The sequence below is a fragment of the Lactobacillus kullabergensis genome (assembly GCF_000967195.1).
Classification (GTDB): Bacteria; Bacillota; Bacilli; order Lactobacillales; family Lactobacillaceae; genus Lactobacillus; species Lactobacillus kullabergensis.
Map to the genome: position 1 here is coordinate 696,817 of NZ_KQ033871.1, position 23,199 is coordinate 720,015.

Consider the following 23,199-nt stretch of genomic DNA (forward strand, 5'->3'; position numbering starts at 1 on the left):
AGATATATCAATAAAGCCCTATGAATAAAGCATTCATAGGGCTTTATTTTATCTTCGCACGGCATTTGCACAGCATAAAAGAATAAATAATCTAAATATTTTATTCTTTGAATATGAAAACCAAAGTGAAGTGTTTGTTAATAGATAACAATCCATTTTTTGATAAACATTTTCTGTGAAAGATTATTCGGTAAAAATAATATGAAACAATTTATCGTGTAGCAAAAATGCTTATTAACTATATAGACAAAGAGATCAATAGAGTATTATGATAAAAGAGAAGTAGTAAAAAACAATAAGTAAGTGTTATAAAATGAAAAAAATGAAAAAAGTGAAAATAAATGTTACTTGTTATTCACTGAGTATTTAAAAATGATGACTTATAAGCTTATCTATTTCCCTATCAAAATTATATAAAAATTGTTTGATGACTAGGAAGTTGATGAAATGGATCCACATAAAATGACATTGCAAGAGTTAGGAAAACATTTTTCTGGTAGAACTGTTCAATTTAAGTTAAAAAATGGCAAAACGAAAACAATATTTGTCCAAGATATTATGAATGAAGAAGATGATGAACCAGAATTAACTTTTATTGGAGGTTCTGAAGAAAATGAAGTTCGCATCTCAGAAATTGTGAGTGCGTGTGAAATCAAGAAATAAAATTTTAACCAAAAAAATGACCTTCAAATATTTTTTGAGTTTTGAGGTCACATTTTGAGATAATTGTATTTTAATTGGAAGAGTTTAATTTTAGTTAGTTAGTTGTATTAAAGTTTACCATTCTACTTGTAATTATAAATCCGTTTATTTGAAATCTCATCAGATTAGGTAAAGACCTTTTTGTCTTAATACCTGTTCAGATGTTTTATCAGCAGGAGAATAACCATTATTTAGTAGTTCTGATATATACCAAGAATTATATTTGACACAGGTTACAATTCTTATAATTAGTCCTATAATTCCAAAAGAAAAAAATTCAAGTAATTGAATAATTCCAAAAAGAATGGTAAACTTCCAGTCTCCTCTGAAGATTGGTACCCACGCACCAAAGAAAAAGGCTGTCCAACTTGCCCCAGCTTTCACCTGTTTAATTACTCCTGTTTTATCACTTTTCAAATTTGCTTTTATTTTTACACTCCTTAATTTTTACCTTAGGTTTTAGGTCGCTGGCAATATGGACAAATCTTAAGAAAATCTGCTATTCTATTTATATATATTTATTATACTAAAAATAAAGCAAAAAACGATCTGATTTAAAAACTATCTTACTAACAATAAAACTACTTAAATTAATTTAAACTTAAAAACGGCAAATTATGTGCGTTTTAATAGTTAAGTACATAGTCTGTCGTAAATTTGAAAAGAATTGACAATGAAAAATTTAACACAAAAAAACAAACTACTTTTAGGCTATGCCATTTCAGGACTGGGTGACCAATTTTACACTTTTGCAATTCCACTGCTGATGCTGTCTAGAACTCATTCATCAGTCATAATGGGACTGTTGACTGCAGTTGAATATCTGCCCACAGCATTGTTTGGACTAACAATTGGGCCCATTTTTGATATATATTCTCGTAAGAAAATCATGCTCTTTTCTTTAATAATGCAAATGGTGTTAATTATAATTGCACCATTTTTGGTTATAAAAAACATTTCATTATATTGGCTTTTATTGGTAGTCTTTATACTTGGTACATTTGATTTAATTACTTGGACCGGATATCAAATTTTCATAGCCGAGTCAGTTAAAAAAGAAGAACTTTCATCTGTTTCAGGACAAATGGGATTAATTTCATCGATTCAAAAAACTTTTGGTCCAGGTATTGCAGCTGTCATTATTAATTTAATTGATTACGTAGGTGGTTTTTTGCTAGATGCCTTCAGTTTTGGCTACTTAACCTATGTCATTAAAGATTATGAACCGTTGTATAAAGAAAATAAGTCAGTGAAAGAAGAAAAGTCTTTTAATAAAAGCGCAAAAGAGGGAATCACATTTTTATTTGCACATCATGATATTAAATGGCTGATCGTAAGTTTTTTTGTGGCAAACATTGGCTTTCAAGCAGTTGTTCCCATGCTTACTTTTTTGTTAAAACAAGAAATGAAAGTTTCTGTTAATATGGTCAGTATCTTTTACACAGTAGCAGCGATTGCAAGTATTTTAGGCAATTTTATTTATTTGCGCATTAATAAAAGCATGAGACTCGGTACGCAAATGATTATGATTGCCCTGTTAATAATGGGAGGCTTCCTAATTATGCTTGATGTCCAGTCATTTATTTGGGTCACTTTTGGTTACGCATTGGTTTCGTTTGGTAGCGTCTGGTCGCAAGCCAACTTCTTTACTGTTATTCAAGCAGAAACCCCATCTAAATTTAAAGGAACAATAACTTCGATTTCAACTTCACTAACAAGAATAATTGGTCCTGTTATGTCTTTAATTAGTGGTTTTCTAATCAAAGCTGAAGTCCATTCAATATTTATTGTTGCCGCTATCTGTATGTCTTTTTCAATACTTATAACTGTAGTTACTGGTTTAGGTAAATTGGGAAAACTGGAAAAACTGGACTAATTATAGAAAGCAACTTAATACTTATTTTTTAGACAGGGAATGTTCTAATATATTATAAATAGCTGGATTTTTATATATCGCAACAACATCGTATTTTAGTTTAGGCAAGTTTGGTAAAAAAGTAACATATTCATCATATATTTTCGGCAGTGGCAGCTCTTCCGGATATATAGCCATTCCATAATTTAAAACAACGTTTGATAAAGCAGCGTCAAAGCTATCTAAATAATTAATTTGTTCATAACTAATATTCATTTTTTCCAGAATATTTTTAATTTTTGTTTGTACATCATTATTATCAGTAGCAGTCCATTTTTGTAAGAAAAGGGGCTGCTTTTTTATAACTTCCTTTTTGAGTCTTCCTTTTTGATCAATAGCCTTTTGATTCAATAAAATGCCAAAATTGGCTGTTCCGATTTTTCTAACATGGATATTTTTAATTTTACTAACGGCAGTGGAAAACCCAATCAATACGTCATAATCTCCTGCATCGAGTTTAGGTATACTGGCGGCAAAGTTTTCAGTGTCAAGTTGTAATTGTAAACCTGGATTGTTTTTAGCAAGAGACTGAGCCAATTGAACTGCCCAATAATTGAAGGCGTGCAAATAATGAATTCTTATTGTTTGAAAGGAATTGTTTAATTGGCTGATTTTTTCGCTAAACTCATAATATTTGTTTAGTACAGGCACTGCACAATGGTACAAATTAATTCCGGCTAAAGTGACCTTAAAATGAGAAGTTGACCTATCAATAAGTTGAACGCCCAGGTCTTTCTCTAAATTTTTTATTGCATTGCTAATTGCTGTTTGGGAGACAAAATTTCTTTTGGCAGCAGGGGTAAATCCTTGAGTTTCAACGACGTCAATAAAGTACTTATATGTTAATAAACTGTATTTCATCACACTTTGTCCTTTTACTTATAACTTTAACTAATAAGTTATTATCATTATATGTTAGCGCTTCCCAAAAAGCGAGGGTAAAATTGAATTGTAACGACAGTTACCTTTACAAAATTAGTTTTAATACTAAAAAGGAGAAAGTATAATGGCTGAAAAATATATTTTAGCGATTGATGAAGGTACTACTAGTACAAGGGCAATTATTTTGGACCATTCTGGTAAAAAAGTAATTGACTCACGGAAAGAGTTTAATCAGTATTTTCCTAAACCTGGCTGGGTAGAACATGATGCCAACGAAATTTGGAACTCAGTTTTATCTACAATTGCCAATTCTTTTATTAATTCAGGGATTAAACCTAACCAAATTGCAGCTATCGGTATCACCAATCAGCGTGAAACGACTGTTATTTGGGATAAGAAGACCGGCTTGCCGATCTATCATGCTATTGTCTGGCAATCCCGTCAGACTTCGGATATTGCCGATAAAATTATTGCTGATGGCTATACGGATATGATTCATGAAAAAACGGGACTAATTCCTGACGCCTACTTTTCAGCTACTAAAATTCGCTGGATTCTTGATCATGTTCCGGGAGCTCAAGAACGTGCAGAAAACGGTGAATTATTGTTTGGTACTATTGATTCATGGTTAGTATGGAAATTGACTGGTGGCAAGGTCCACGTGACAGATTATACGAATGCCAGCCGGACAATGCTGTTTAATATTACCAAGCTTGATTGGGATGATGAAATACTTAAGTTATTAAACATTCCAAGAAAAATTTTACCGGAAATTCGGTCTAACTCCGAAATTTATGGTACTACAGCTGAATTTCACTTTTATGGTAGTCAAGTACCAATTTCTGGCATGGCAGGTGACCAGCAGTCAGCTTTGTTTGGGCAGTTAGCATTTGAGCCGGGAATGGTTAAAAACACCTATGGCACCGGTGCATTCACCGTTATGAATACTGGCGAAAAACCCAAATTTTCAGCTAATAATTTGTTAACTACTGTGGCTTATGGCATAAACGGCAAAGTAAATTATGCTTTGGAAGGTAGTATTTACGTAGCTGGTTCTGCTATTCAGTGGCTGCGTGATCAACTAGGAATTATTGATGACGCTCCTCAATCAGAAGAAGCTGCCAAGCGCTCAAAAGATAATAATGAAGTTTTCGTCGTCCCTGCATTTACCGGTTTAGGTGCTCCGTACTGGGATTCTAATGTCCGGGGAGCTGTTTTCGGTCTGACTCGTGGAACAACCAGTGATGACTTTACAAAAGCCACATTACAGTCTTTGGCTTATGAAAGTCGTGATGTTATTGATACGATGCACGAAGATACCAAGATTCAAATTCCAAAATTAAAGGTTGATGGTGGTGCTGCCAATAATGACTATTTAATGCAGTTCCAAGCTGATATCTTGGGTATCGAAATTGAGCGTGCGGCTAACCTTGAAACAACAGCATTAGGTGCAGCGTTTCTTGCAGGTTTAGCCATTGGTTTTTGGAAAGACTTTGATGAAATCAAGAAAATTCAAAAAGTAGGTAAAACCTTTAAACCGCAAATGAGCAGTGCAGAAAGAGATCACCTTTATGAAGGCTGGAAATCAGCTGTTAAAGCTGCTCAGAGCTTTTCATATAAGCCATACCAGAAAAACAATTAGAAATTTTTATTAAAAAGAAAGAGGCCAAATCATGGCGTTTTCAATTGAAACCAGAAAAGAAGAAATTGAACGTTTAAAAAATGAAAAATTAGATTTGCTGGTTATCGGAGGCGGCATTACCGGAGCAGGCGTTGCTCTTCAGGCCAGTGCAGCCAAAATGAAGACAGGCTTGATTGATATGCAAGACTTTGGTGGAGGCACTTCATCAAGGTCTACCAGACTTGTACATGGTGGTATTCGCTATCTGAAGACTTTTGATGTCCAAGTCGTTTCTGATACAGTCAAGGAACGTGCTGTTATCCAGCATATCGCTCCACATATGACCCAACCCGATCCTATGATTTTGCCAATTTATGACGAACCAGGGACAACGTTTACTATGTTCTCGGTAAAAGTAGCGATGGATCTTTATGATCATTTAGCAGGTATCGATGGAGATTCACCTTTAATTAAATATGCCAACTACATGATGGATAAGGAAGAAACCTTAAAACGAGAACCACAATTAAATAGTGAGAATCTGCAGGGTGCAGGTGTTTACTTGGATTATCAAAATAACGATTCCCGCTTGGTAGTAGAAAATGTTAAAAAGGCTCATGAATTAGGGTGTCTAGCTGTTAGTCGCCTGAAGAGCATCGAAATTTTACATAATGATCAAAAACAAGTTAATGGTGTTCGCGTTCATGACAATTTAACAGGCGAGGAATTTGATATTCATGCCGATGTTGTTATTAACACTTCTGGGCCTTGGTCAGATTTGGTAAGACAAGAAGATAAAGAAGTTTACAAAAAACCGCGTTTGCGTCCTACAAAAGGTGTCCACTTGGTAGTTGACCAATCCCGCTTGACTGTGCCACAGCCAACATATTTTGGCTCGGGTACGGCTGATGGCCGAATGATTTTCACTATTCCTCGGGAAGGTAAAACCTATTTCGGCACAACGGATACTGACTTTACCGGTGATTATGCTCATCCTACTGTTGAACAAAGCGATGTAGACTACTTGTTAAATATCATCAATAAAAAGTATCCTGCTGCTCATTTAACAATTAATGATATCGAAGCCAGCTGGGCTGGTGTACGTCCTTTAATCGAAGTAGAAGTTGAAGGTAACGAAGCTGCAGATGCAGCAACTGGTGCCAGCGTTTCTGACAGTACTTCAGCACCATCTGCGGTATCACGTGGTAGTTCGTTAACTGAAGCCGAAGATGGATTGATCACTTTAGCCGGCGGTAAGTTGACAGATTACCGCATCATGGCTAATGGTGCAATGAAGAAAATCCAGCAAAAATTTCATGACGAGTTTTCTAAAAACTTTACGTTGCAAGATTCAGCAGAAATTAAAGTTGCTGGTGGCGATTTCGATTCTGACAACGCAGAAGCTGAACTTGCTCGCATTGCGAAAGATGGTGTGGCTGCTGGCCTTGCAGCTGATGATGCAAAAGAGATTGCAAACTTATTTGGTTCTCAGGCGGAGCAAATTTATGACTATGCCCAAACAGTCAAACCAGAAGAAGGATTGAGTATTGGTGAAACTGCAGCTCTTGATTACTCGCTTGCAGAGGAAATGACATTAACACCTGTTGATTACCTATTAAGACGTACTTATCATATTTTATTCAAGAGTGATACCTTAGACCAGGTAAAGAATGGCGTGATTAAACACATGTCTGATTATTATGGCTGGGATAAAGCTCAAAGAGAACAATATGAAAACGAGTTGGAACACGAGATTGCAGAATCAAGACTGGAGGGATTAAAAAGCAAAAGACAGTAGAAGAAAACAATAAAAATAGTAGTAAATTATTCCCCATTTAAAAACCTGTCAAAACAATATGATAGGTTTTTTCTTTGGTATTTTTGAAACGTTATATTAAAATAAACGAAATTATTTATTATAAATATTTTATTATGGAATCAGCTTTTAAAATAATAACATTTGTTTTCATATTTGAAAAAATAGTTTTAAATTTATACTTTAAAAGATTAAACTAATAGTGAGGTGATCATAATGGAGCCATTTTTTCTTAACCCATATTTTAGACCCAAAATTTGGGGTGGACGAAAATTAAAAACTATTTTTAATTACGATATACCTGACGGTAAAGTTGGTGAAGCTTGGGTTATTTCCGGATATAAGGATGACGCTTCAACTATTACAAACGGTGACTTTAAAGGACAGAGTTTACGTAAAGTATATTATGAAAATCCGGAACTATTTGGTAACCCCAAGAGTAAGGAATTTCCGCTCCTTGTTAAGTTTTTGGATGCCAATGATAATTTATCTGTGCAAGTTCATCCAAATGATGAATATGCCCGCAAAGTAGAAAATGACAGTGGAAAGACAGAAAGCTGGTATGTTTTACAGGCAGATCCAGGGTCATATCTAATATATGGTCATACTGCTAAAACACGTTCAGAACTTGCAGATATGATTCACAAAGGCGAGTGGGACAAATTATTACGCAAAGTTCCTGTCAAAGCCGGAGACTTTTTCTATGTCCCCTCGGGAACAATTCATGCTTTGACTAAAGGTATTTTAGTTATTGAAACGCAGCAGTCAAGTGATGTTACCTACCGTTTATATGATTATGATCGTGTAGATCAAAAGACTGGCAAAAAAAGGGAGCTGCACACTCAGAAGTCTATTGATGTCACTCAAGTACCTCACGTTGATCCTAAACTTGAAATAACAACTAGAAAAAAGCAAGATGCCATCATTAAGACCTTGGTGCAACCACCACTATCTCCTCATTTTTATCTGTGGCAAATAGATTTAAATGGTCAGTGGAATACTGGCTTAAATGGGCATCCTTTCTTATTAGTAACAATTATTAATGGTTCAGGTACAATTGAGTGTGAAAACAAGACTTTTAATTTATCTATTGGTACAAATATGATAATTCCAAATAATATTAAGGAATTTAAATTTTTAGGTAATATGAAAATGGTTATTTCTACTCCTGGCAATCAGGATTAATTCTTAAGTCTTAAGATGGAAAGGAAAAGAGAATGATTTATATTGCGTGCGGTTCGATTATTATGGTAGTTGGACTGTTATGGCTGATATCGCCTCCCAAAAGACCACGTCCATTTTATAGTTATTATTCCTACTTGGCCCAAGTTAATAAAGCTAGTTTCAAATTTGCCCAGCACAAGGCAAGTTACTATTTTATTATATTTGGTTTAATCCAATTAGTATTGGGGATTGGAATCCATTTACTTAAATGGGATCGATATTTTTTACTTTGGCTGCTGACATTTTATCTTTTCATTATCTTTCCAATCATGGCTACGGAGAAGAGTTTAAAAAGCTTTTTGCAAAAGCGTCATGAATTACCAGCAGATTACATAGACCCTGACAAAGTAAAAAAGGAGAGAACAAAAGGATTTAGGGACCGAAAATGAAACTGAAAATTTTAATGGTCGAGGATGATCAGTCGGTTGCAGAAATGATGGAAATATTCTTTGAAAAAGAAGGATGGACCACGGATATTGCGACTGATGGAGAACAAGCCGTTAAAATGTTTGCTAAAAATCCAGATCAGTATGATTTAATAACATTAGACCTTAATTTGCCAAAAAAAGATGGCATAGAAGTTGCTAAAGAGGTTTGTGCAATTTCACCTACCATACCAATTATCATGTTGACTGCTCGTAGTAGTGAAGAAGAGCAGATTCAAGGATTTAATGCTGGTGCTGATGACTATGTGTCTAAACCATTTAGTCCACTAGCTTTAATAGCTCGCATCAAAGCTTTACAACGTAGGATTAGAATTGATGATAAGCAGGAACAAACAAAATTAGCAGAGAATACTGAAAAATTTGATGTCGAAACTGATCACATAAAAATTTCTAAAAGTCGGCGTGAGGTGCTTTATGATGGTCAATATGTTGAAAATATTACACCTAAAGAGTTTGATTTACTCTATACCATGGCACAGAAGCCCAAACAAGTATTTTCTCGTGAACAATTGTTAGAGTCTGTCTGGGGTTATGATTATTATGGTGAAGATCGCACCGTGGATGCACATATTAAAAAATTGCGCCAAAAATTGGAAAAAGTAGGTGCAAATGTCATCCAAACCGTTTGGGGCGTTGGCTATAAATTTGATGATTCGTAGGTTTTCACATGAAGTTAATTTATCAGCATATGCTTAGCTTTTTACTAATCATTCTTACTACGGTATCAATAATCGGTTTTTCTGAAATAAATAACGCAACTAAACAATCATATGAATATAATTATCAGAGAATGGAGGATTTTGCCTCAGCTTTAGGTACTTTAGCCGTAAGCGATGAAAAAAATGGCTCGGCCATGTTGAACCCCAAATTTTTGCATAAATTAGAATTCGTTCTCCATAGTGACAGGGTGTATCTCAGTGTTTTTGATGATCAAGGTGCTCAGATTTATCCTAATAAAAATGAAGACATCCGACTAACTTCACAACGAGTTATGCAACTAAAGAAGGGAAAGAAACTTCATATCAAAAATAATAATGATGCACTTTCCAGCTTAGGGCATAAAAAAGATGCTTGTACCGGTGTTCTCTTACCATGGAAAAACAAAGGTAAATTCATTGGAGCGATTTGGTTAGGCGTGCGAGTTGCCAAAGTGGAAAGACCGGTGACAATAGCTAAGCAAAATTTGTTTAGTGCTCTTGTTTCAGCAATTATTGTGGGCTTGATGCTTAGTTTGATTCTTTCTTTTTATGCAACGGACAGAATAAAAAAGCTGTCAAGTGCTACTAAAAAAGTTGCTGCTGGTGATTTTGACGTCCAAACAAATTATAGTGGAAATGATGAGATAACTCAGCTGGCTGACAACTTCAATCAGATGGTTCGCGTTTTAAAAAAATCAAACCAAGAAGTTAAGGAGCAGGAAAAAAGGCGTGATCAATTTATGGCTGATGCGGCTCATGAAATGCGTACGCCTTTGACTACTATTAATGGTATTCTAGAAGGTTTACAATATGATGCTATTCCCGATAAAGCTAAGCCCAAATCTATTGCCTTGATGAATAGGGAAACTAAGCGTCTGATTCGATTAGTTAACGAAAATTTGGATTATGAAAAAATTCGTAATAATCAAATAAACTTAGTTAAGACCACCTTTAATGCTAGAAAAACGCTAGATGATGTAACAATGCAGCTTAAACAAAATGCTGCCAAGGTTAATGACACAATTACTATCAATGCACCAAGAGATTTGCCTATCTATGCTGATAAAGATCGTTTTACTCAAATAATGGTTAATTTGGTTCAGAATGCAATTCAGTTTACTTCTGATGGCGAAATTCAAATAAGCGGCTATCGGGTTGCACATGCAACAACTATTATTGTTGAAGATAATGGTATTGGGATGAATCATCAACAAATTAAATATGTATTTGAAAGATATTTTAAAGCTGATCCTTCTCGTAGCAGCTCTGGTAAAGGAGAGTATGGCTTAGGATTGGCAATCGTTTCTTCTTTGATCAAACAACATGGAGGCAAAATAAGCGTGCAGTCAGAAATAAATCAAGGGGCTGAATTTACAATTATTTTATTTGATCGCGGATATGAGCAATACCTCGAAAACTAAAAAAATCATTTCCAAATGCGGAAATGATTTTTTGTTGTGCAGAATTTATTCGTTTTCTTTTGTTGCTTCATGCCAGATCTTTGCAGTCGCTGGAATGCTTCCTAAATTGGTAAGGTCGTCTTTATTGACTACAATTAGATTGTTAGGTCCTTTAGCTAAATTATTAAAACTGTCCAAACTCTGATTTTTAAAGTAACCGTCACTTGCTTTAGCCAGGCTGGCTTGTAATTGATTTATTCGATATGCTTCAGCATCTGCTTCTGTTTTGACAGCTTCGGCCTTAGCCTTAGCCGTTGCAATTAAAGCATCATTTTTAGCCTTTGTGGTCAGTTCAATATTTTTAGCTTCGCCTTCAGCTTTTTCAATAGCAGCTATTTTTTCACGATCGGCAGTTAACTGTTTGTCCATGGCTTTTTGAATTTCAGTACTAGGTAAAAGCTCATCAATGTTGACCCTAACTACACGAATGCCATAAATATCCGTTAAATCACCGATAGCATCGGAGAGCTGACTATTTATACTACTTGTTGACCCCAAAGCATCATTTAGATCCATCCGCCCGATAATGTCTCTCAAATGACCACGAATTAGTTCAACCATTGATTTTACCGAGTCAGTATTATTGTAAAAATATTTATAGGAATCAGTTACTAGGTAATTTAGGGTTAAACTGGTAGTAATTTCTGCGTTGTCTTTGGTAATAATCGAATATTTCGAAATTTCTGCCGGAAACATTGCCAGGGAAACTTTGCGCAACCTCTGTATTACCGGAATGATTAGCACTAAACCTGCTTTTACTGTTCTGGAATATTTTCCTAATGTTTCTATTAAACCTTCATTGTTTTGCGGGACGACCCGGCAGCACGAGAGTAATAAAAACAAAAACAGCACAACAATTATGAAAGTTTTCATTTTATCCTCCAAAATTAAAAAATTATGTTTATTTCTTAATTATATGACTTTTTGTGATTTTTACTAGGCTTAGTCTGTTTTTCAATTAAATGATTGCCGGAAACAGATTCAGGAATTTTTGTGATTTCTTCTTCACGACCTTTAAGCTCTGTAGCGTCCGTTTTGTATAACTTAGTAGTAGATTTGCGCTGTTTACTTATAAGAGCAGTGGATTTATTTTTCAATTGCTGCCGGAGGCCTTCCATCTGTCTGTAATTGGTTAAATAGTCAAATTGTGTGGGGTCAACGGGTTTAAATCCGCTAGGAGTGTAAAAACGCAATAAATTATGATTATTTAGTAAGTCGGAGTATTTAAGGGACTTTTTGCCTTCTTTTGCCAATTTTGTGATTTCATATTTTTCCTGCTCGGTAAAATTAATAATCTGCTTGCCACTTTTGCGGTCGTAAACAACGCCTTTTAAGCCTTTACCACCAATAATAACGTATTTTTGACTAACAATGGTGCCATTCCTAAAAGTAAGCCAGGGGCGATATTTTGGCGCTAGCAGATCACTGCCAAATTGAATATAATTGCGATTTGAAACTCCCAGAAGATGGAGCAAGGTCGGCAATACATCTATTTCGCCTGCGACTTCTTGCTTGATTTTTCCCTTTAAATTTTGAGCATGTATCATAAAAGGTACACGTTGCATTTGAACATTATTATAGCTATTCCATGTATCAGAACTTTCACCCACAATTGGTGCCAAAGTTTCGTTTTCAGAATTAGTTAATCCGTAATGGTCTCCATAGATCACAACCATAGTATTTTTAATCAAACCTGATTTCTTCAAGTAATTGAAAAATTCACGGATAGATTGATCCAGATAATGAGCAGTTTCAAAATAATTGTTAATTGATTTGTCTGACGTATCACTGGTTTTAAAATTCGGATCCAAGTCCTCTTCATCCATGTCAAATGGAGTATGATTTGTGACGGTAATAAATTTAGTATAAAAAGGCTGCTGCATTCTTTCTAAATATTTGATGCTTTCAGCAAACATAATTTTATCTTTGATGCCATAGCCAATATGGTCATTTTTATCATGACTAAAGTAATTTTGGTCAAAGAAATAGTTATAACCCATATTTTTATAAACATCATCACGGTTCCAAAAAGTGCCGACATTGCCATGAAATACAGCAGAAGTGTAGTTGCAGTGTTGACGCAAAATTTGAGGAGCAGCCTGAAAAGTATTTGAGCTGCCCATGGCAGTGAATAATGATCCGTCAGAAATACCATAGGTGCTGGTTTCCAGCATGTTTTCTGCGTCACTAGTTCGGCCAATGCCCACTTGGTGGTAAAAATTGGCAAAACTTAATGTATGTTTGTTGTGATAAAGTGAATTGAGATAGGGCGTAACTTCCTTACCGTTGATTTTTAAATCAATTAGAAACTGCTGAAAACTTTCCAAATGAATTATTATTACATTTTTGCCTTTTTCTTTACCAAAATATTCAGTATTTACGGGTATTTTATTTTTTTTGGTGTAAGCCAAAATTTTATTTAAGTCAGCTGTATTGGCGTTTTTATTTACCTGCTCGGTTTGTTCATTTTTAACGGCGTCATAAACTGTATAGGTATCAATACCAAGATATTTAACAATGTATGAACGATCAAATGTGGTACCTAATAAACGTGGTCTCGAAGATTCGGCCAAAAAAACATTCAGCACTAAAATTAATGCACCAACTGAAGTAACAGCAAAAGGTGTAAGAAGGCCAAAGGATTTTTGATCAATTCTGATTTTGTGAGCAATTAGTAATATGATTATTATGAAAAGGTCAAGCCACAATAATAAGTCAGAAGGTTGAAGCAGTGCAACTGCACTTTTTCCCAGACCAGGGGCAACCTTACCAGCATTTGTAATAGTCTTTACGGTAATAAAATCGGAAAATTGACGATAATAAAGAACATTCGCAAATAACAGTCCCGAATTTGCTACATCAAGCAGGACCATTGCACAATATGAAATGACTGGCTTAGAAAAATATAATCCAACGCTCATTAGTAAAATTGCACTACCAACAGGACTTAACCACATGATAATATGTTGATAAGGATCTGAAATACCCAAATTGAAATCATGGTAGGCTGCAAAAATGTACTTGAGCGCAAATAACACAACCAGAAGGCAGAAAAAGCCTATCCGAGTCTGAATGAAGTTAGTCAGATTTTTTTTATTCAAAATGAACTCTCCCTTATCAGACTATTTTAAAAGTTTCTGTCCTTTTAAACAATCTTTTCCGTTTTGTTAGACCTTTTTTAATAATTAATCGCAGAAACTTGAGTATAATTTAAATGAACTATATTTTAGGAATTGAATCAGAATGATATTTTTAGGACCACTATATAACCTGCTTTCGCAACTTTACGCTACTAAAATCAATCATTTTGCTTTGATTAAGTTAATTGTACTGGCACTGGATAAAACTATCTTTTATTTTTTGTTTTTTATGGTAATACGCTTAATCTGGCTAATGACTATTAGGAGTCGGCGTACAATTAAGTCTGAAGCGTCAGTATGGTTATTTGCTTTTTATTTAATTTTAGTGCTGATGTTAACTACTTTTCGTAATACTTATTTTCCCTGGAATCTAACACTTAATCTGCACAGACCTTTAAACGAAATAAATTTCGTCTTCTTAAGGGAAACTTGGAAAATGTATCATGCCCCCAGCAGGCTGGACTTTGTATACAATTCTTTGGGTAATATCCTGTGCTTTATTCCATTTGGATTTTTGTCGCCCTTTGTTTTTTCAAAAAAACAAACCTTTTGGCGTGTTGTTTTGGCCGGCGTCATTTTTTCGGTATTTATTGAAGGGATGCAGTTTTTATTAGAAACCGGCGTGACAGATATTGATGATGTGTTCTTTAATAGTTGTGGAACGGTAATTGGCTATTTCTGCTATTGGCTTGTAATAATATTCAGGAGAAAGACGCGTAAAACTAACTAAAAGCACTGGTATTTATAAAATAAGATTGTTAAAATATTCTTGTGAAATAAATATTTAATTCAGTAAGGAGAGCGTGTTTATGAGTTTAATTAAATTTGATGGTACAAAACTGACACCATTTGTTCACGATAATGAACTAAGCGAGATGCAAGCTTTAGTTAGCGTTGCCGATAAAGAACTTAGAGATGGTTCAGGTGCAGGCAATGATTTTCTGGGTTGGGTTGATTTGCCGGTTAATTATGATAAAGAGGAATTTGCCAGAATCAAAAAAGCAGCCCAAAAGATTCAAAGTGACTCTGAAGTTTTAGTTTGTATCGGTATTGGTGGTTCATATTTAGGCGCTCAAGCAGCTATTGAGTTTTTAAATGGTGCATTTTATGGCAAGGGTAAAGAAAAATATCCTACTGTTGTCTTCTGCGGCAACTCCTTATCAGGCTCGTATTTGCATGATTTGATTGAATGGCTCGGTGACAAGGACTTTAGTGTTAATGTCATTTCTAAATCTGGTACTACTACTGAACCAGCCGTTGCTTTTCGCATTTTTAAAGATAAATTAATTGAAAAGTATGGTGCAGATGAGGCTAAAAATAGAATTTTTGCTACAACCGATCGTGCTAAAGGCGCCTTAAAAACTGAAGCAGATGCTGAAGGTTATGAAGAATTTGTTGTGCCAGATGATATTGGTGGTCGCTACAGCGTTTTGTCAGCTGTTGGTCTGTTGCCGATTGCAGTTTCTGGTGCTGATATTGACCAATTAATGAAAGGCGCTGCTGATGCTAGAGCAGAGTATACCGATACTGATTTAAGTAACGCGACTCCTTATCAATATGCTGCTCTGCGTAATATTCTTTATCGCAAAGGCTATACTACTGAAATTGTTGAAAACTATGAACCAACTTTAAGAATGTTCAGTGAATGGTGCAAACAATTAATGGGAGAATCAGAAGGAAAGGATAATAAAGGTATTTGGCCGGCCAGCGCCAACTTTACGACTGATTTGCACTCATTGGGTCAATATATTCAAGAAGGTCGAAGAAATCTTTTTGAAACAGTTATTAGAGTTGAAAATCCGGCAAATGATGTCAAAATTCCTTCTGATGATCGTAATTTAGACCAGTTGAATTTCTTATCTGGTAAAAGCTTAAACTTTGTAAATGAACGTGCCTATGAAGGAGTTGTTCTGGCCCATACTGATGGTGGTGTCCCTGTTATGACAGTTAATATTCCTGATCAAACAGAACACACTTTGGGCTACCTAATTTACTTCTTTGAACTGGCAATTGCTGTTTCTGGCTATGTTAATGGCATTAATCCGTTCAATCAACCTGGTGTTGAAGAATATAAACGGAACATGTTTGGTTTGCTTAATAAACCTGGTTATGAAGATTTACACGATGACTTAGCAAATAGATTTAAGCAGGAAAAATAATTTTTATTATTGAAATTATTTTAAAATAAGATTAAGATAAATATATGCTTACTTTACATGAGTTATGTTTATATAAGAAAAAGACATATCATCCTGTACATTGTATTTATTCATATAACCATTATGGAAAGGGTAAAAGTTTTTGGCTTTTAGCCTTTTTTTATTAAGGAGATTTAATTTTATGGCAGAAAAGAAAGAAACACCAAAGCGGGTTTTGGCAATTATCAGTTGTGCTTTAATGGCTTTTGTTTCCATTTTGACAGAAACAAGTTTAAATGTTACCTTTCCCACATTGATGAAACAATTTCATATTGGTTTAGGATTAGTCCAGTGGACGACAACAGGGTATTTACTAACAATTTCAGTGATTATGGTTGCAAGCTCATATTTGAATGAGCGCTTTTCAGCAAGACAACTGTTTTTAACTGCTGCAATTGCATTTATTGCCGGTTCAATTGTGGCTGCTTTTGCCTCTAATTTCTGGGTCTTACTCGCAGGTCGGTTGATTTCTTCAGTTGGAGCAGGATTGTCAATACCATTAATGTTTAATATGGTTGTAGAACTAATGCCGCAAGAAAAATGGGGCTTTTATATGGGGTTGACTGGTTTAGTCATTATTCTTGCACCATCTCTAGGCCCTACATTTGGCGGCACAGTTGTTTACTATTTTGGCTGGCCATTAATTTTTGAAATTGTAGCGATAATTGCTGTGGTTATTATGATTTTGGGTTTATTCGTAATAGAACAATACCATGAGAAAAAGCATCCTAGTTTTGACTGGTTAAGTTATATTGTTATAGCCAGTGCGATGTTAATTTTTAACCTGGGTTTCAATAGAATTAGTAATGGTTTTACTGATATTGGTTTTTGGCTCAGCATGATTATCGTGGCAATCTTGGTATACACGTTTATTAAACTGTCACGCACGAGCAAAAAGAAACTAATAAACTTGAATATTTTTAAAAATAAGCCCTTCATTTTTGCTATGATATCTTATTTATTATTGCAGTTTATCAATATCGGCACCAGTTTTGCGGTACCAAATTATGTGCAAATAGTTAATCATGCCAGTTCTTTAATCGGGGGCTTGGTTTTGCTTCCCGGTTGTATTATCAGTGGTATTTTAAACCCTTGGTTTGGCCATATTTATGATAAAAAGGGTGCACCATTGCCACTACTTACTGGAACAATATTCTGCTTAACTGCTTGTTTGCTTTTTTCTTTGTTTAGTTTGAAAATCAGTACGCTGATGGTCGGCGTTTTTTATGGCATTATGATTATTGGTCGCCAGATGGCTTTTAATAATACAATGGCTGAAGCATCGAAATTACAGCCAGAAGAATTGCATACTGATGCAACTGCTGTCTTTCAAACGGGTCAACAGTATGCTGGATCAATGGGAACAACCGTAATGGCAGCTATTATTTCATCTTGGCAAAAAAGACCTGGTAATTATGCAGCACTTACGGCACAAGGCAGTCAGGAAGCATTTTTATTTTTGACATTTGTCAGTGTGATAATTTTGCTCAGTTATTTAAACTTATTCAGACTTGAGAAGAAATTGAAATAAAATCAAAAAATAGCTATCGAAAGCTTCGTTACAAATGACGAAGCTTTTTTTTCACCTCTTTAGTGCAAATCTTTAATTTAAGCAATTTCAAAAATTTGTCATGATAGAGGTGTAGAAAATCTATTTTAGAAAGGAAAACGTTATGAGTAAGAAAGTTTTATTAATTTGTGGCTCGGGGGCATCTTCTGGCTTTATGGCCGCAAATATGCGTAAAGCCGCAAAAAAAGCAGGTTTGGATTTTAAGATTCAAGCTAGAAGTGAAGCAGAATTATCTGATTATGCTAACGATATTGATGCATTAATGGTAGGACCTCACTTAAAAGCTGAATTTGATGCAATAAAAAGTAGAGTACCTGAAAATGTAAAAGTTATTTTGATGAAACCAGATTACTATTCAATCCTTGATGGCAAGGGTGCAATAGAGCATTTGGGAAAAGAACTAGAACAGTAGGATGAGAAAGGAGTTTTAAAAATGAATAGCTTCATGAATTTTTTAAATAATAAGTTCGCTCCCAGAGCGCAAAAAATTGCAAATAATCAGTGGATTGTTACAATTAAAAATTCAATATTGGAAGTGCTGCCATTTATTTTTGTTGGTTCATTGATAACTCTATTAAATATTCCAACTAATTTTTGGAAATGGTGGCCAGACTTGTCACCAATCAGTAGTTTTACTTTTGGCTTAACCTCAGTCTTTGTTGCTTTTTTAGTACCGTTTAATTTTATGGAATTTAAGAAGATTAATAAGCAAAGAATTATAGCCGGTCTATCCTCAGTTGCACTTTTTCTGATGTTGGCCAATCCGTCTTGGGATAAGACAGGTAATATAATCTCATATCAATTTTCAGAACTAGGTGCAGGAGGCATGTTTGTAGCTCTAATTGAAGGAATTTACGTTTCTTTAATTATGGAATTGTTTGGTAAATTTAGTTTCTTTAGTGAAGATACGTCGATGCCAGACTTTGTGACTGCATGGTTTGATTCTATGTTGCCAGTCACGGTCGTGATTGCGACAGGATGGCTACTAACAAATATATTACATTTTAATTTTTATCAATTGATAGTGAATATTTTTGCGCCTTTAACTACTTCACTTGATACCTGGTGGGGTTTTTCCATATTTCTTTTTTTCGAATGCTTTATCTATTCAATGGGTATATCTGGATGGGTGTTAGCAGCAATTGATCAGCCTGTAATGTTTGCTGGTATAGCCGCTAATGCTAAAGCATTTAGTTCTGGACATGCAGTTACACATATCTTTACCAGTGAACTTATTTATAGTTTTCCTTGGATTGGAGGGGTTGGTTGTACTATGCCACTAGTACTAATGATGCTATTTTTAGCGAAATCAAATCGTCTAAAAGCTCTTGGCAAAGCTAGCGTTTTACCAACTATTTTTAACATCAATGAACCAGTTGTATTCGGCACAATAGTTTGGAACCCTTATTTAATGATTCCGTTATGGATAAATGGCATTGTTCTACCTTTAATAACTGCTTTATGGTTTAAAGCAGGTCTTTCTCCAATACCTCACTCATTAATGCAGATGTGGTATATCCCATTTCCTTTTGTCACTTGGATTGTCAGTCCAGCAGTTAGCTCTATGATTCTATTAGCAATCCTTTTTATAGTTGGCGGTTTAATTTATTATCCATTTTTCAAAGTTTATGACAGGAATTTGGTTAAACAAGAAATTGGAAGTGAGGCTTAGAGGTGGAAGATAGTAAACAGTTTAGTGAAGAAAATATCAAAAACACAATGAACATTATTCTAAACGCTGGCGATGCCCGCGATTTCATTAGTAAAGCCCTTGATGATGTCGCAGATTATAATTATGACAATGCAAAAATGAATATGAAGAAAGCAAATGAAAAATTAATAATAGCTCATCGTCTGCAAACCAAGAAAATTCAGGAAGAAGCTGAAGGTAAACCTATAGAATATTCTGTATTATTTACCCATGCTCAAGATACATTGATGACAATTAATAGTGAATATAATTTGGTAAAGCATTTAATAAATTTATTTGAAAAGCGCAATTGTAAATGTGGAGGTGTTCAAAGTGAGAAAAAATAATTTTCCATTCTTCCCCAATAACTTCTTGTGGGGAGGTGCTCAAGCTGCGAGTCAAGCAGATGGTGCGTTTAAAGAAGATGGTAAAGGATTAAATTCCTCAGACATACAGCCATATCTTCAAGGTTTAACTAACGACGAGTTACAGAGTATAGAGTCAAAAGGGATGACACTTAAGGACGTTAAAAAATATAGTCAAGATAATAAAAATTATTTTCCTAAACGCTTTGGCATTGATTTTTATCATACTTATAAAGAAGATTTACAGCTTTTAGCTGATGCAGGTTTTTCAACTTTTAGAACATCTCTAGATTGGTCGAGAATTTTTCCTAACGGAGATGATGAAAAGCCTAATGAAAAGGCGCTAAGGCATTACTCAGACATGATTGATTGTATGGTGCAATTAGGAATTGAACCAATTATCACAATGAATCATTATGAAACTCCTATTAATATTACACTTAAATATGGAGGTTGGCCTAGTAAGAAAGTAATTCCTCTTTTTGTGAAATTTGGCAAAGTATTGTTGAATTGGTTCGGTGATCGCGTAAAATATTGGATTGTAGTTAATCAAATTAATATGGTTCAATTAGAGCCTTGGCTTTCAGTTGGAGTAGCTAGTGATCAATATCCAAATCAAGAACAAGCCCTTTATCAAGCTATGCATAATCAGATTGTGGCAGCAGCCGAAATAAAAAATTATGCATGTTCTTTGAACAATCCTAATATACACGTAGGAACAATGGTTGCTGATGGTACTGTTTATCCTGCAAGTAGTAAGCCGGACGATGTTATCCTTGCGATGCAGCAAAATCGTATGCAATATTTTGTGACAGATGTTCAATTTAGAGGAAAATATCCCCAATTCGCCCTAAATTATTTTAATGATAAGAATATTGAACTTGATATTACTCAAAATGAATTGAAGTTAATTAACGAAAATCATATGGATTTTTTGGCTATTTCTTATTACTATTCTCGTATGGTTGACTCAACAAAAAATAAAATGCAACCAGCAGATAATTTACAAAATCCGAATTTGAAACAAAGTAGTTGGGGCTGGGCTATTGATCCTCAAGGACTATATAATACTTTATCTCAATATTATGATCGCTATCAAAAACCAATTATTATTGCTGAAAATGGCTTAGGTGCTTATGACAAATTGGAAAATGACAAAAAAGTACATGACCCTTATCGTTCAGAATATCTGAGTATGCATATTGAACAAGTAGGAAGGGCAATACATGATGGGGCAGAAGTAATAGCTTATTGCGCTTGGGGACCGATTGATATCGTTTCGTGTTCTTCTCAACAAATGTCAAAACGTTATGGCTTTGTTTATGTAGATATTGATGATAATGGTCAGGGAAGTAAAAAACGTTACTTAAAAGATAGTTATTTTTGGTATAAACAAGTTATTGCCTCAAATGGTAAGGAAATATAAAAATGAAAAAGCAAATACGACATGTCTAAGAAAAATAAATTATTGTCATATTTACAAAACTTTCCCGGATGGCATACTTCTCAAGAATTAGCCATTCAGTTAGAACTATCAAAAAGAACAATAAAAAACTATGTTCAACAGTTTAGAGATCAAGGAATTTTGATATCATCAAGTGTTAAAGGTTACCGCCTTGAACAGTCTAGTTTAGAGAAAAAGCAAGATAATACTAAATTTAAAGTTCATAAATTACCTGATAATAATGAAGAAAGGGTAAATTATATTATAAACGTGCTAGTTAATAGTTCTTCGTCAATAAATGTGTATGATTTAGCAAATAATCTTTTTGTCAGTGAATCAACAATTTTACAGAATTTAAAACAAGCTGATCGTGAGGTAAAAAGTTTTGGAATTAAACTAATTAGAAAAGGTGATTTTTGGAGTTTAGAGGGGAATGAACGACAAAAAAGAAGTTTGCTTAGCTCGCTCATTTATGAGGAAACTTCTGGAGTATTTATGAATAGAAATATTATTCAAGAGAATTTTCCTCAAATAAATATTCATCAATTAGAAAAATCTATATTGAAAATTTTTCATAAGCAAAACATTTATTTAAACACGTTTGAATTAAATAATTTGATACTTCATTTTGCTATTGCAATTGATCGTTGCAGTAATGGTCATAGAATAAAAAATAATAATTCTTCAAGTTCAGTGAAAAAGCAGGGGTTTGGTATGGATTTGGTTAACAGCATTGTTGGTGATTTACAGTTGGTGTTGACAAATGCTGATTGCCAAGAACTTGCTCTTGTAATTGAAACTGATTTAGGTAATGAAAAAACAACTAAAAATATAGTTTCAAAAGAAACACAAAAATTAGTTACTGATTTAATTTCTTATGTTTGGCAAAATTACGAAATTAATCTTGATACATATTCCTTTAAAAAGAGGTTTGCTCTTCATTTAGACAGATTAATTATGCGTTCAAGAACACAAAATATTGAACACAATCCTCTTGCCACTAATATAAAATATTCTTCACCAACGATTTATGAGTGTGCAGTTATTATGGCCAATAGAATATCTGAAAAAGCTAAAATCACGATTACCGATAGTGAAATTGGCTATATAGCTATGCACATTGGCAATGCAATGGCTGAACAAATAACCGATAAGCAAAAAATTTCAGTTGTGATAATAATACCTGAATATTATGACAATTCTCTTGTATTATTAAAAAGATTACAGAAAAAGTTCTCGGCTGAGATTGATATTAAGAAAATAATTCACGATCCCGCAAATATTAGAAGTACTCCTAATGCGATAGATTTATTGATTTCTGTTGGTTCAAATTATATTGATTCTAAAATTAGTACAGTCAATATTTCACAGTTTTTATTATCTAATGATATCCAAACTCTGCAAGTTGCAATCACATCAAGAAGACGCCAAATCAAGAGGGATCATTTTCAAGAGGAACTGCTAAAATTTTTTAGTAGTGATAACTTTATTAAAAGCAAAAAAGTAACAAATATAGATCAAGTTTTTGAAATTGTAAATGAGAAATTCTTTGAACAAGGGGTAGTTGAAAAAGACTTTAAAAAGTTGCTTAAACAACGTGAAAACTTGTCGTCTACAGCTTTTGACAAAGTAGCAATACCACATTCATTGAATATGACTGCCAGAAAAAGTCGTGGTTTTGTCGTTATTAATCCGAAAGGAATTAAGTGGAGTGATGATAATAGGGTGTATTTAGTCATAGCTTTAGCAATTGATCCAAATAATAAACAATTATTTCGTAACGTGTTTGATGAACTGTCTGATATTATCACTAATATTGATAATGTTGTTAAACTAATAAATTCTCAAAATTATGGTGAATTTATCATTAACCTTGTAGAAATGTTATAGAAAAAATAAGATAAGTGCGGAAAAGCCTGAGAATCTTTAATTTCAAGCTCTACCGCATTTTTTCTTTATTAAATTTTATTGGTCAAAAAGCGAAAAAGTGTTTAAATACAGATAAAGTAATGGCTTACACAAGAAAGA

At 34.2% G+C, this 23,199-nt stretch carries 20 protein-coding genes; 16 read left to right on the forward strand and 4 right to left on the reverse strand.

Features of this window, described 5'->3' with window-relative positions:
- The first annotated feature begins 447 nt into the window (after positions 1-447).
- Positions 448-663: a hypothetical protein gene (locus JF76_RS04035; protein WP_045927917.1), complete on the forward strand. Its 216-nt coding sequence runs from the start codon at positions 448-450 to the stop codon at positions 661-663.
- Between the two features lie 159 nt (positions 664-822).
- Here JF76_RS04035 and JF76_RS04040 read toward each other — a convergent pair whose 3' ends face one another.
- Complete coding sequence (locus tag JF76_RS04040; protein WP_208854441.1) at positions 823-1,086, reverse strand: DUF2628 domain-containing protein; 264 nt, start codon at positions 1,084-1,086, stop codon at positions 823-825.
- 289 nt (positions 1,087-1,375) lie between these two features.
- On the opposite strand from JF76_RS04040, the gene JF76_RS04045 reads away from it, so the two are divergent.
- Positions 1,376-2,578, forward strand: coding sequence for an MFS transporter (locus tag JF76_RS04045; protein ID WP_084600330.1), 1,203 nt, complete (start codon positions 1,376-1,378; stop codon positions 2,576-2,578).
- Positions 2,579-2,599: 21 nt separating this feature from the next.
- On the opposite strand, the gene JF76_RS04050 is transcribed toward JF76_RS04045, so the two are convergent.
- Positions 2,600-3,478: a LysR family transcriptional regulator gene (locus tag JF76_RS04050; RefSeq protein WP_045927919.1), complete on the reverse strand. Its 879-nt coding sequence runs from the start codon at positions 3,476-3,478 to the stop codon at positions 2,600-2,602.
- A gap of 145 nt (positions 3,479-3,623) precedes the next feature.
- Here JF76_RS04050 and glpK point away from each other — a divergent pair, with 145 nt between their 5' ends.
- The 6 genes from glpK to JF76_RS04080 all read left to right on the forward strand — a co-directional run bounded on the left by glpK (position 3,624) and on the right by JF76_RS04080 (position 10,725).
- Positions 3,624-5,141 carry a glycerol kinase GlpK gene (glpK, locus tag JF76_RS04055; protein ID WP_045927920.1) on the forward strand — a complete coding sequence of 506 codons (1,518 nt, stop codon included), beginning with the start codon at positions 3,624-3,626 and terminating at the stop codon, positions 5,139-5,141.
- A gap of 31 nt (positions 5,142-5,172) precedes the next feature.
- A complete protein-coding gene (locus JF76_RS04060) occupies positions 5,173-6,918 on the forward strand; it encodes an FAD-dependent oxidoreductase (RefSeq protein WP_045927921.1) in 1,746 nt (581 codons plus the stop codon).
- A 234-nt stretch (positions 6,919-7,152) separates the two neighbouring features.
- Entirely contained in the window at positions 7,153-8,121 is a 969-nt protein-coding gene (manA, locus tag JF76_RS04065) for a mannose-6-phosphate isomerase, class I (RefSeq protein WP_045927922.1), read from the forward strand.
- Between the two features lie 32 nt (positions 8,122-8,153).
- Complete coding sequence (locus JF76_RS04070; protein WP_045927923.1) at positions 8,154-8,549, forward strand: SdpI family protein; 396 nt, start codon at positions 8,154-8,156, stop codon at positions 8,547-8,549.
- Complete coding sequence (locus JF76_RS04075) at positions 8,546-9,265, forward strand: response regulator transcription factor (protein WP_045927924.1); 720 nt, start codon at positions 8,546-8,548, stop codon at positions 9,263-9,265. The genes JF76_RS04070 and JF76_RS04075 overlap by 4 nt, the downstream gene beginning before the upstream one ends.
- Before the next feature lie 8 nt (positions 9,266-9,273).
- Positions 9,274-10,725: a sensor histidine kinase gene (locus tag JF76_RS04080; protein WP_045927925.1), complete on the forward strand. Its 1,452-nt coding sequence runs from the start codon at positions 9,274-9,276 to the stop codon at positions 10,723-10,725.
- Between the two features lie 45 nt (positions 10,726-10,770).
- Here the strand turns inward: JF76_RS04080 and JF76_RS04085 are convergent, their stop codons facing one another.
- Together JF76_RS04085 and JF76_RS04090 are read right to left on the reverse strand one after the other, a co-directional pair.
- Positions 10,771-11,637: an SPFH domain-containing protein gene (locus JF76_RS04085; RefSeq protein ID WP_045927926.1), complete on the reverse strand. Its 867-nt coding sequence runs from the start codon at positions 11,635-11,637 to the stop codon at positions 10,771-10,773.
- Positions 11,638-11,672: 35 nt separating this feature from the next.
- Positions 11,673-13,865 (reverse strand): LTA synthase family protein, encoded by a 2,193-nt coding sequence (locus tag JF76_RS04090; RefSeq protein WP_045927927.1) that lies wholly within the window; start codon positions 13,863-13,865, stop codon positions 11,673-11,675.
- A 142-nt stretch (positions 13,866-14,007) separates the two neighbouring features.
- Here JF76_RS04090 and JF76_RS04095 point away from each other — a divergent pair, with 142 nt between their 5' ends.
- From JF76_RS04095 to JF76_RS04130, 8 genes are all read left to right on the forward strand, one after another.
- Complete coding sequence (locus JF76_RS04095) at positions 14,008-14,634, forward strand: VanZ family protein (RefSeq protein WP_045927928.1); 627 nt, start codon at positions 14,008-14,010, stop codon at positions 14,632-14,634.
- A gap of 79 nt (positions 14,635-14,713) precedes the next feature.
- Positions 14,714-16,063 carry a glucose-6-phosphate isomerase gene (locus tag JF76_RS04100; RefSeq protein WP_045927929.1) on the forward strand — a complete coding sequence of 450 codons (1,350 nt, stop codon included), beginning with the start codon at positions 14,714-14,716 and terminating at the stop codon, positions 16,061-16,063.
- Between the two features lie 181 nt (positions 16,064-16,244).
- A complete protein-coding gene (locus JF76_RS04105) occupies positions 16,245-17,633 on the forward strand; it encodes an MFS transporter (protein WP_045927930.1) in 1,389 nt (462 codons plus the stop codon).
- Positions 17,634-17,775: 142 nt separating this feature from the next.
- Entirely contained in the window at positions 17,776-18,084 is a 309-nt protein-coding gene (locus tag JF76_RS04110) for a PTS sugar transporter subunit IIB (protein WP_045927931.1), read from the forward strand.
- Positions 18,085-18,105: 21 nt separating this feature from the next.
- The gene (locus tag JF76_RS04115; RefSeq protein WP_045927932.1) at positions 18,106-19,344 is read left to right on the forward strand and encodes a PTS sugar transporter subunit IIC; all 1,239 of its coding nucleotides are present in this window, start codon (positions 18,106-18,108) and stop codon (positions 19,342-19,344) included.
- A gap of 2 nt (positions 19,345-19,346) precedes the next feature.
- On the forward strand, positions 19,347-19,709 hold the full coding sequence (locus JF76_RS04120; RefSeq protein ID WP_244267927.1) for a PTS lactose/cellobiose transporter subunit IIA: 363 nt from the start codon (positions 19,347-19,349) through the stop codon (positions 19,707-19,709).
- Positions 19,696-21,153, forward strand: a complete 1,458-nt coding sequence (locus JF76_RS04125) for a glycoside hydrolase family 1 protein (RefSeq protein WP_045927933.1) — start codon at positions 19,696-19,698, stop codon at positions 21,151-21,153. The genes JF76_RS04120 and JF76_RS04125 overlap by 14 nt, the downstream gene beginning before the upstream one ends.
- A 21-nt stretch (positions 21,154-21,174) precedes the next feature.
- Positions 21,175-23,061, forward strand: a complete 1,887-nt coding sequence (locus JF76_RS04130; protein ID WP_045927934.1) for a BglG family transcription antiterminator — start codon at positions 21,175-21,177, stop codon at positions 23,059-23,061.
- Positions 23,062-23,199: the final 138 nt, after the last annotated feature.

Bases quoted from the DNA above. Each gene is read 5' to 3' on its own strand.
- JF76_RS04035 (WP_045927917.1), top strand. From the start codon at position 448: ATGGATCCACATAAAATGACATTGCAAGAGTTAGGAAAACATTTTTCT.
- JF76_RS04045 (WP_084600330.1), top strand. From the start codon at position 1,376: ATGAAAAATTTAACACAAAAAAACAAACTACTTTTAGGCTATGCCATT.
- JF76_RS04050 (WP_045927919.1), bottom strand. From the start codon at position 3,478: ATGAAATACAGTTTATTAACATATAAGTACTTTATTGACGTCGTTGAA.
- glpK (WP_045927920.1), top strand. From the start codon at position 3,624: ATGGCTGAAAAATATATTTTAGCGATTGATGAAGGTACTACTAGTACA.
- JF76_RS04060 (WP_045927921.1), top strand. From the start codon at position 5,173: ATGGCGTTTTCAATTGAAACCAGAAAAGAAGAAATTGAACGTTTAAAA.
- manA (WP_045927922.1), top strand. From the start codon at position 7,153: ATGGAGCCATTTTTTCTTAACCCATATTTTAGACCCAAAATTTGGGGT.
- JF76_RS04070 (WP_045927923.1), top strand. From the start codon at position 8,154: ATGATTTATATTGCGTGCGGTTCGATTATTATGGTAGTTGGACTGTTA.
- JF76_RS04075 (WP_045927924.1), top strand. From the start codon at position 8,546: ATGAAACTGAAAATTTTAATGGTCGAGGATGATCAGTCGGTTGCAGAA.
- JF76_RS04080 (WP_045927925.1), top strand. From the start codon at position 9,274: ATGAAGTTAATTTATCAGCATATGCTTAGCTTTTTACTAATCATTCTT.
- JF76_RS04085 (WP_045927926.1), bottom strand. From the start codon at position 11,637: ATGAAAACTTTCATAATTGTTGTGCTGTTTTTGTTTTTATTACTCTCG.
- JF76_RS04095 (WP_045927928.1), top strand. From the start codon at position 14,008: ATGATATTTTTAGGACCACTATATAACCTGCTTTCGCAACTTTACGCT.
- JF76_RS04100 (WP_045927929.1), top strand. From the start codon at position 14,714: ATGAGTTTAATTAAATTTGATGGTACAAAACTGACACCATTTGTTCAC.
- JF76_RS04105 (WP_045927930.1), top strand. From the start codon at position 16,245: ATGGCAGAAAAGAAAGAAACACCAAAGCGGGTTTTGGCAATTATCAGT.
- JF76_RS04110 (WP_045927931.1), top strand. From the start codon at position 17,776: ATGAGTAAGAAAGTTTTATTAATTTGTGGCTCGGGGGCATCTTCTGGC.
- JF76_RS04115 (WP_045927932.1), top strand. From the start codon at position 18,106: ATGAATAGCTTCATGAATTTTTTAAATAATAAGTTCGCTCCCAGAGCG.
- JF76_RS04130 (WP_045927934.1), top strand. From the start codon at position 21,175: ATGTCTAAGAAAAATAAATTATTGTCATATTTACAAAACTTTCCCGGA.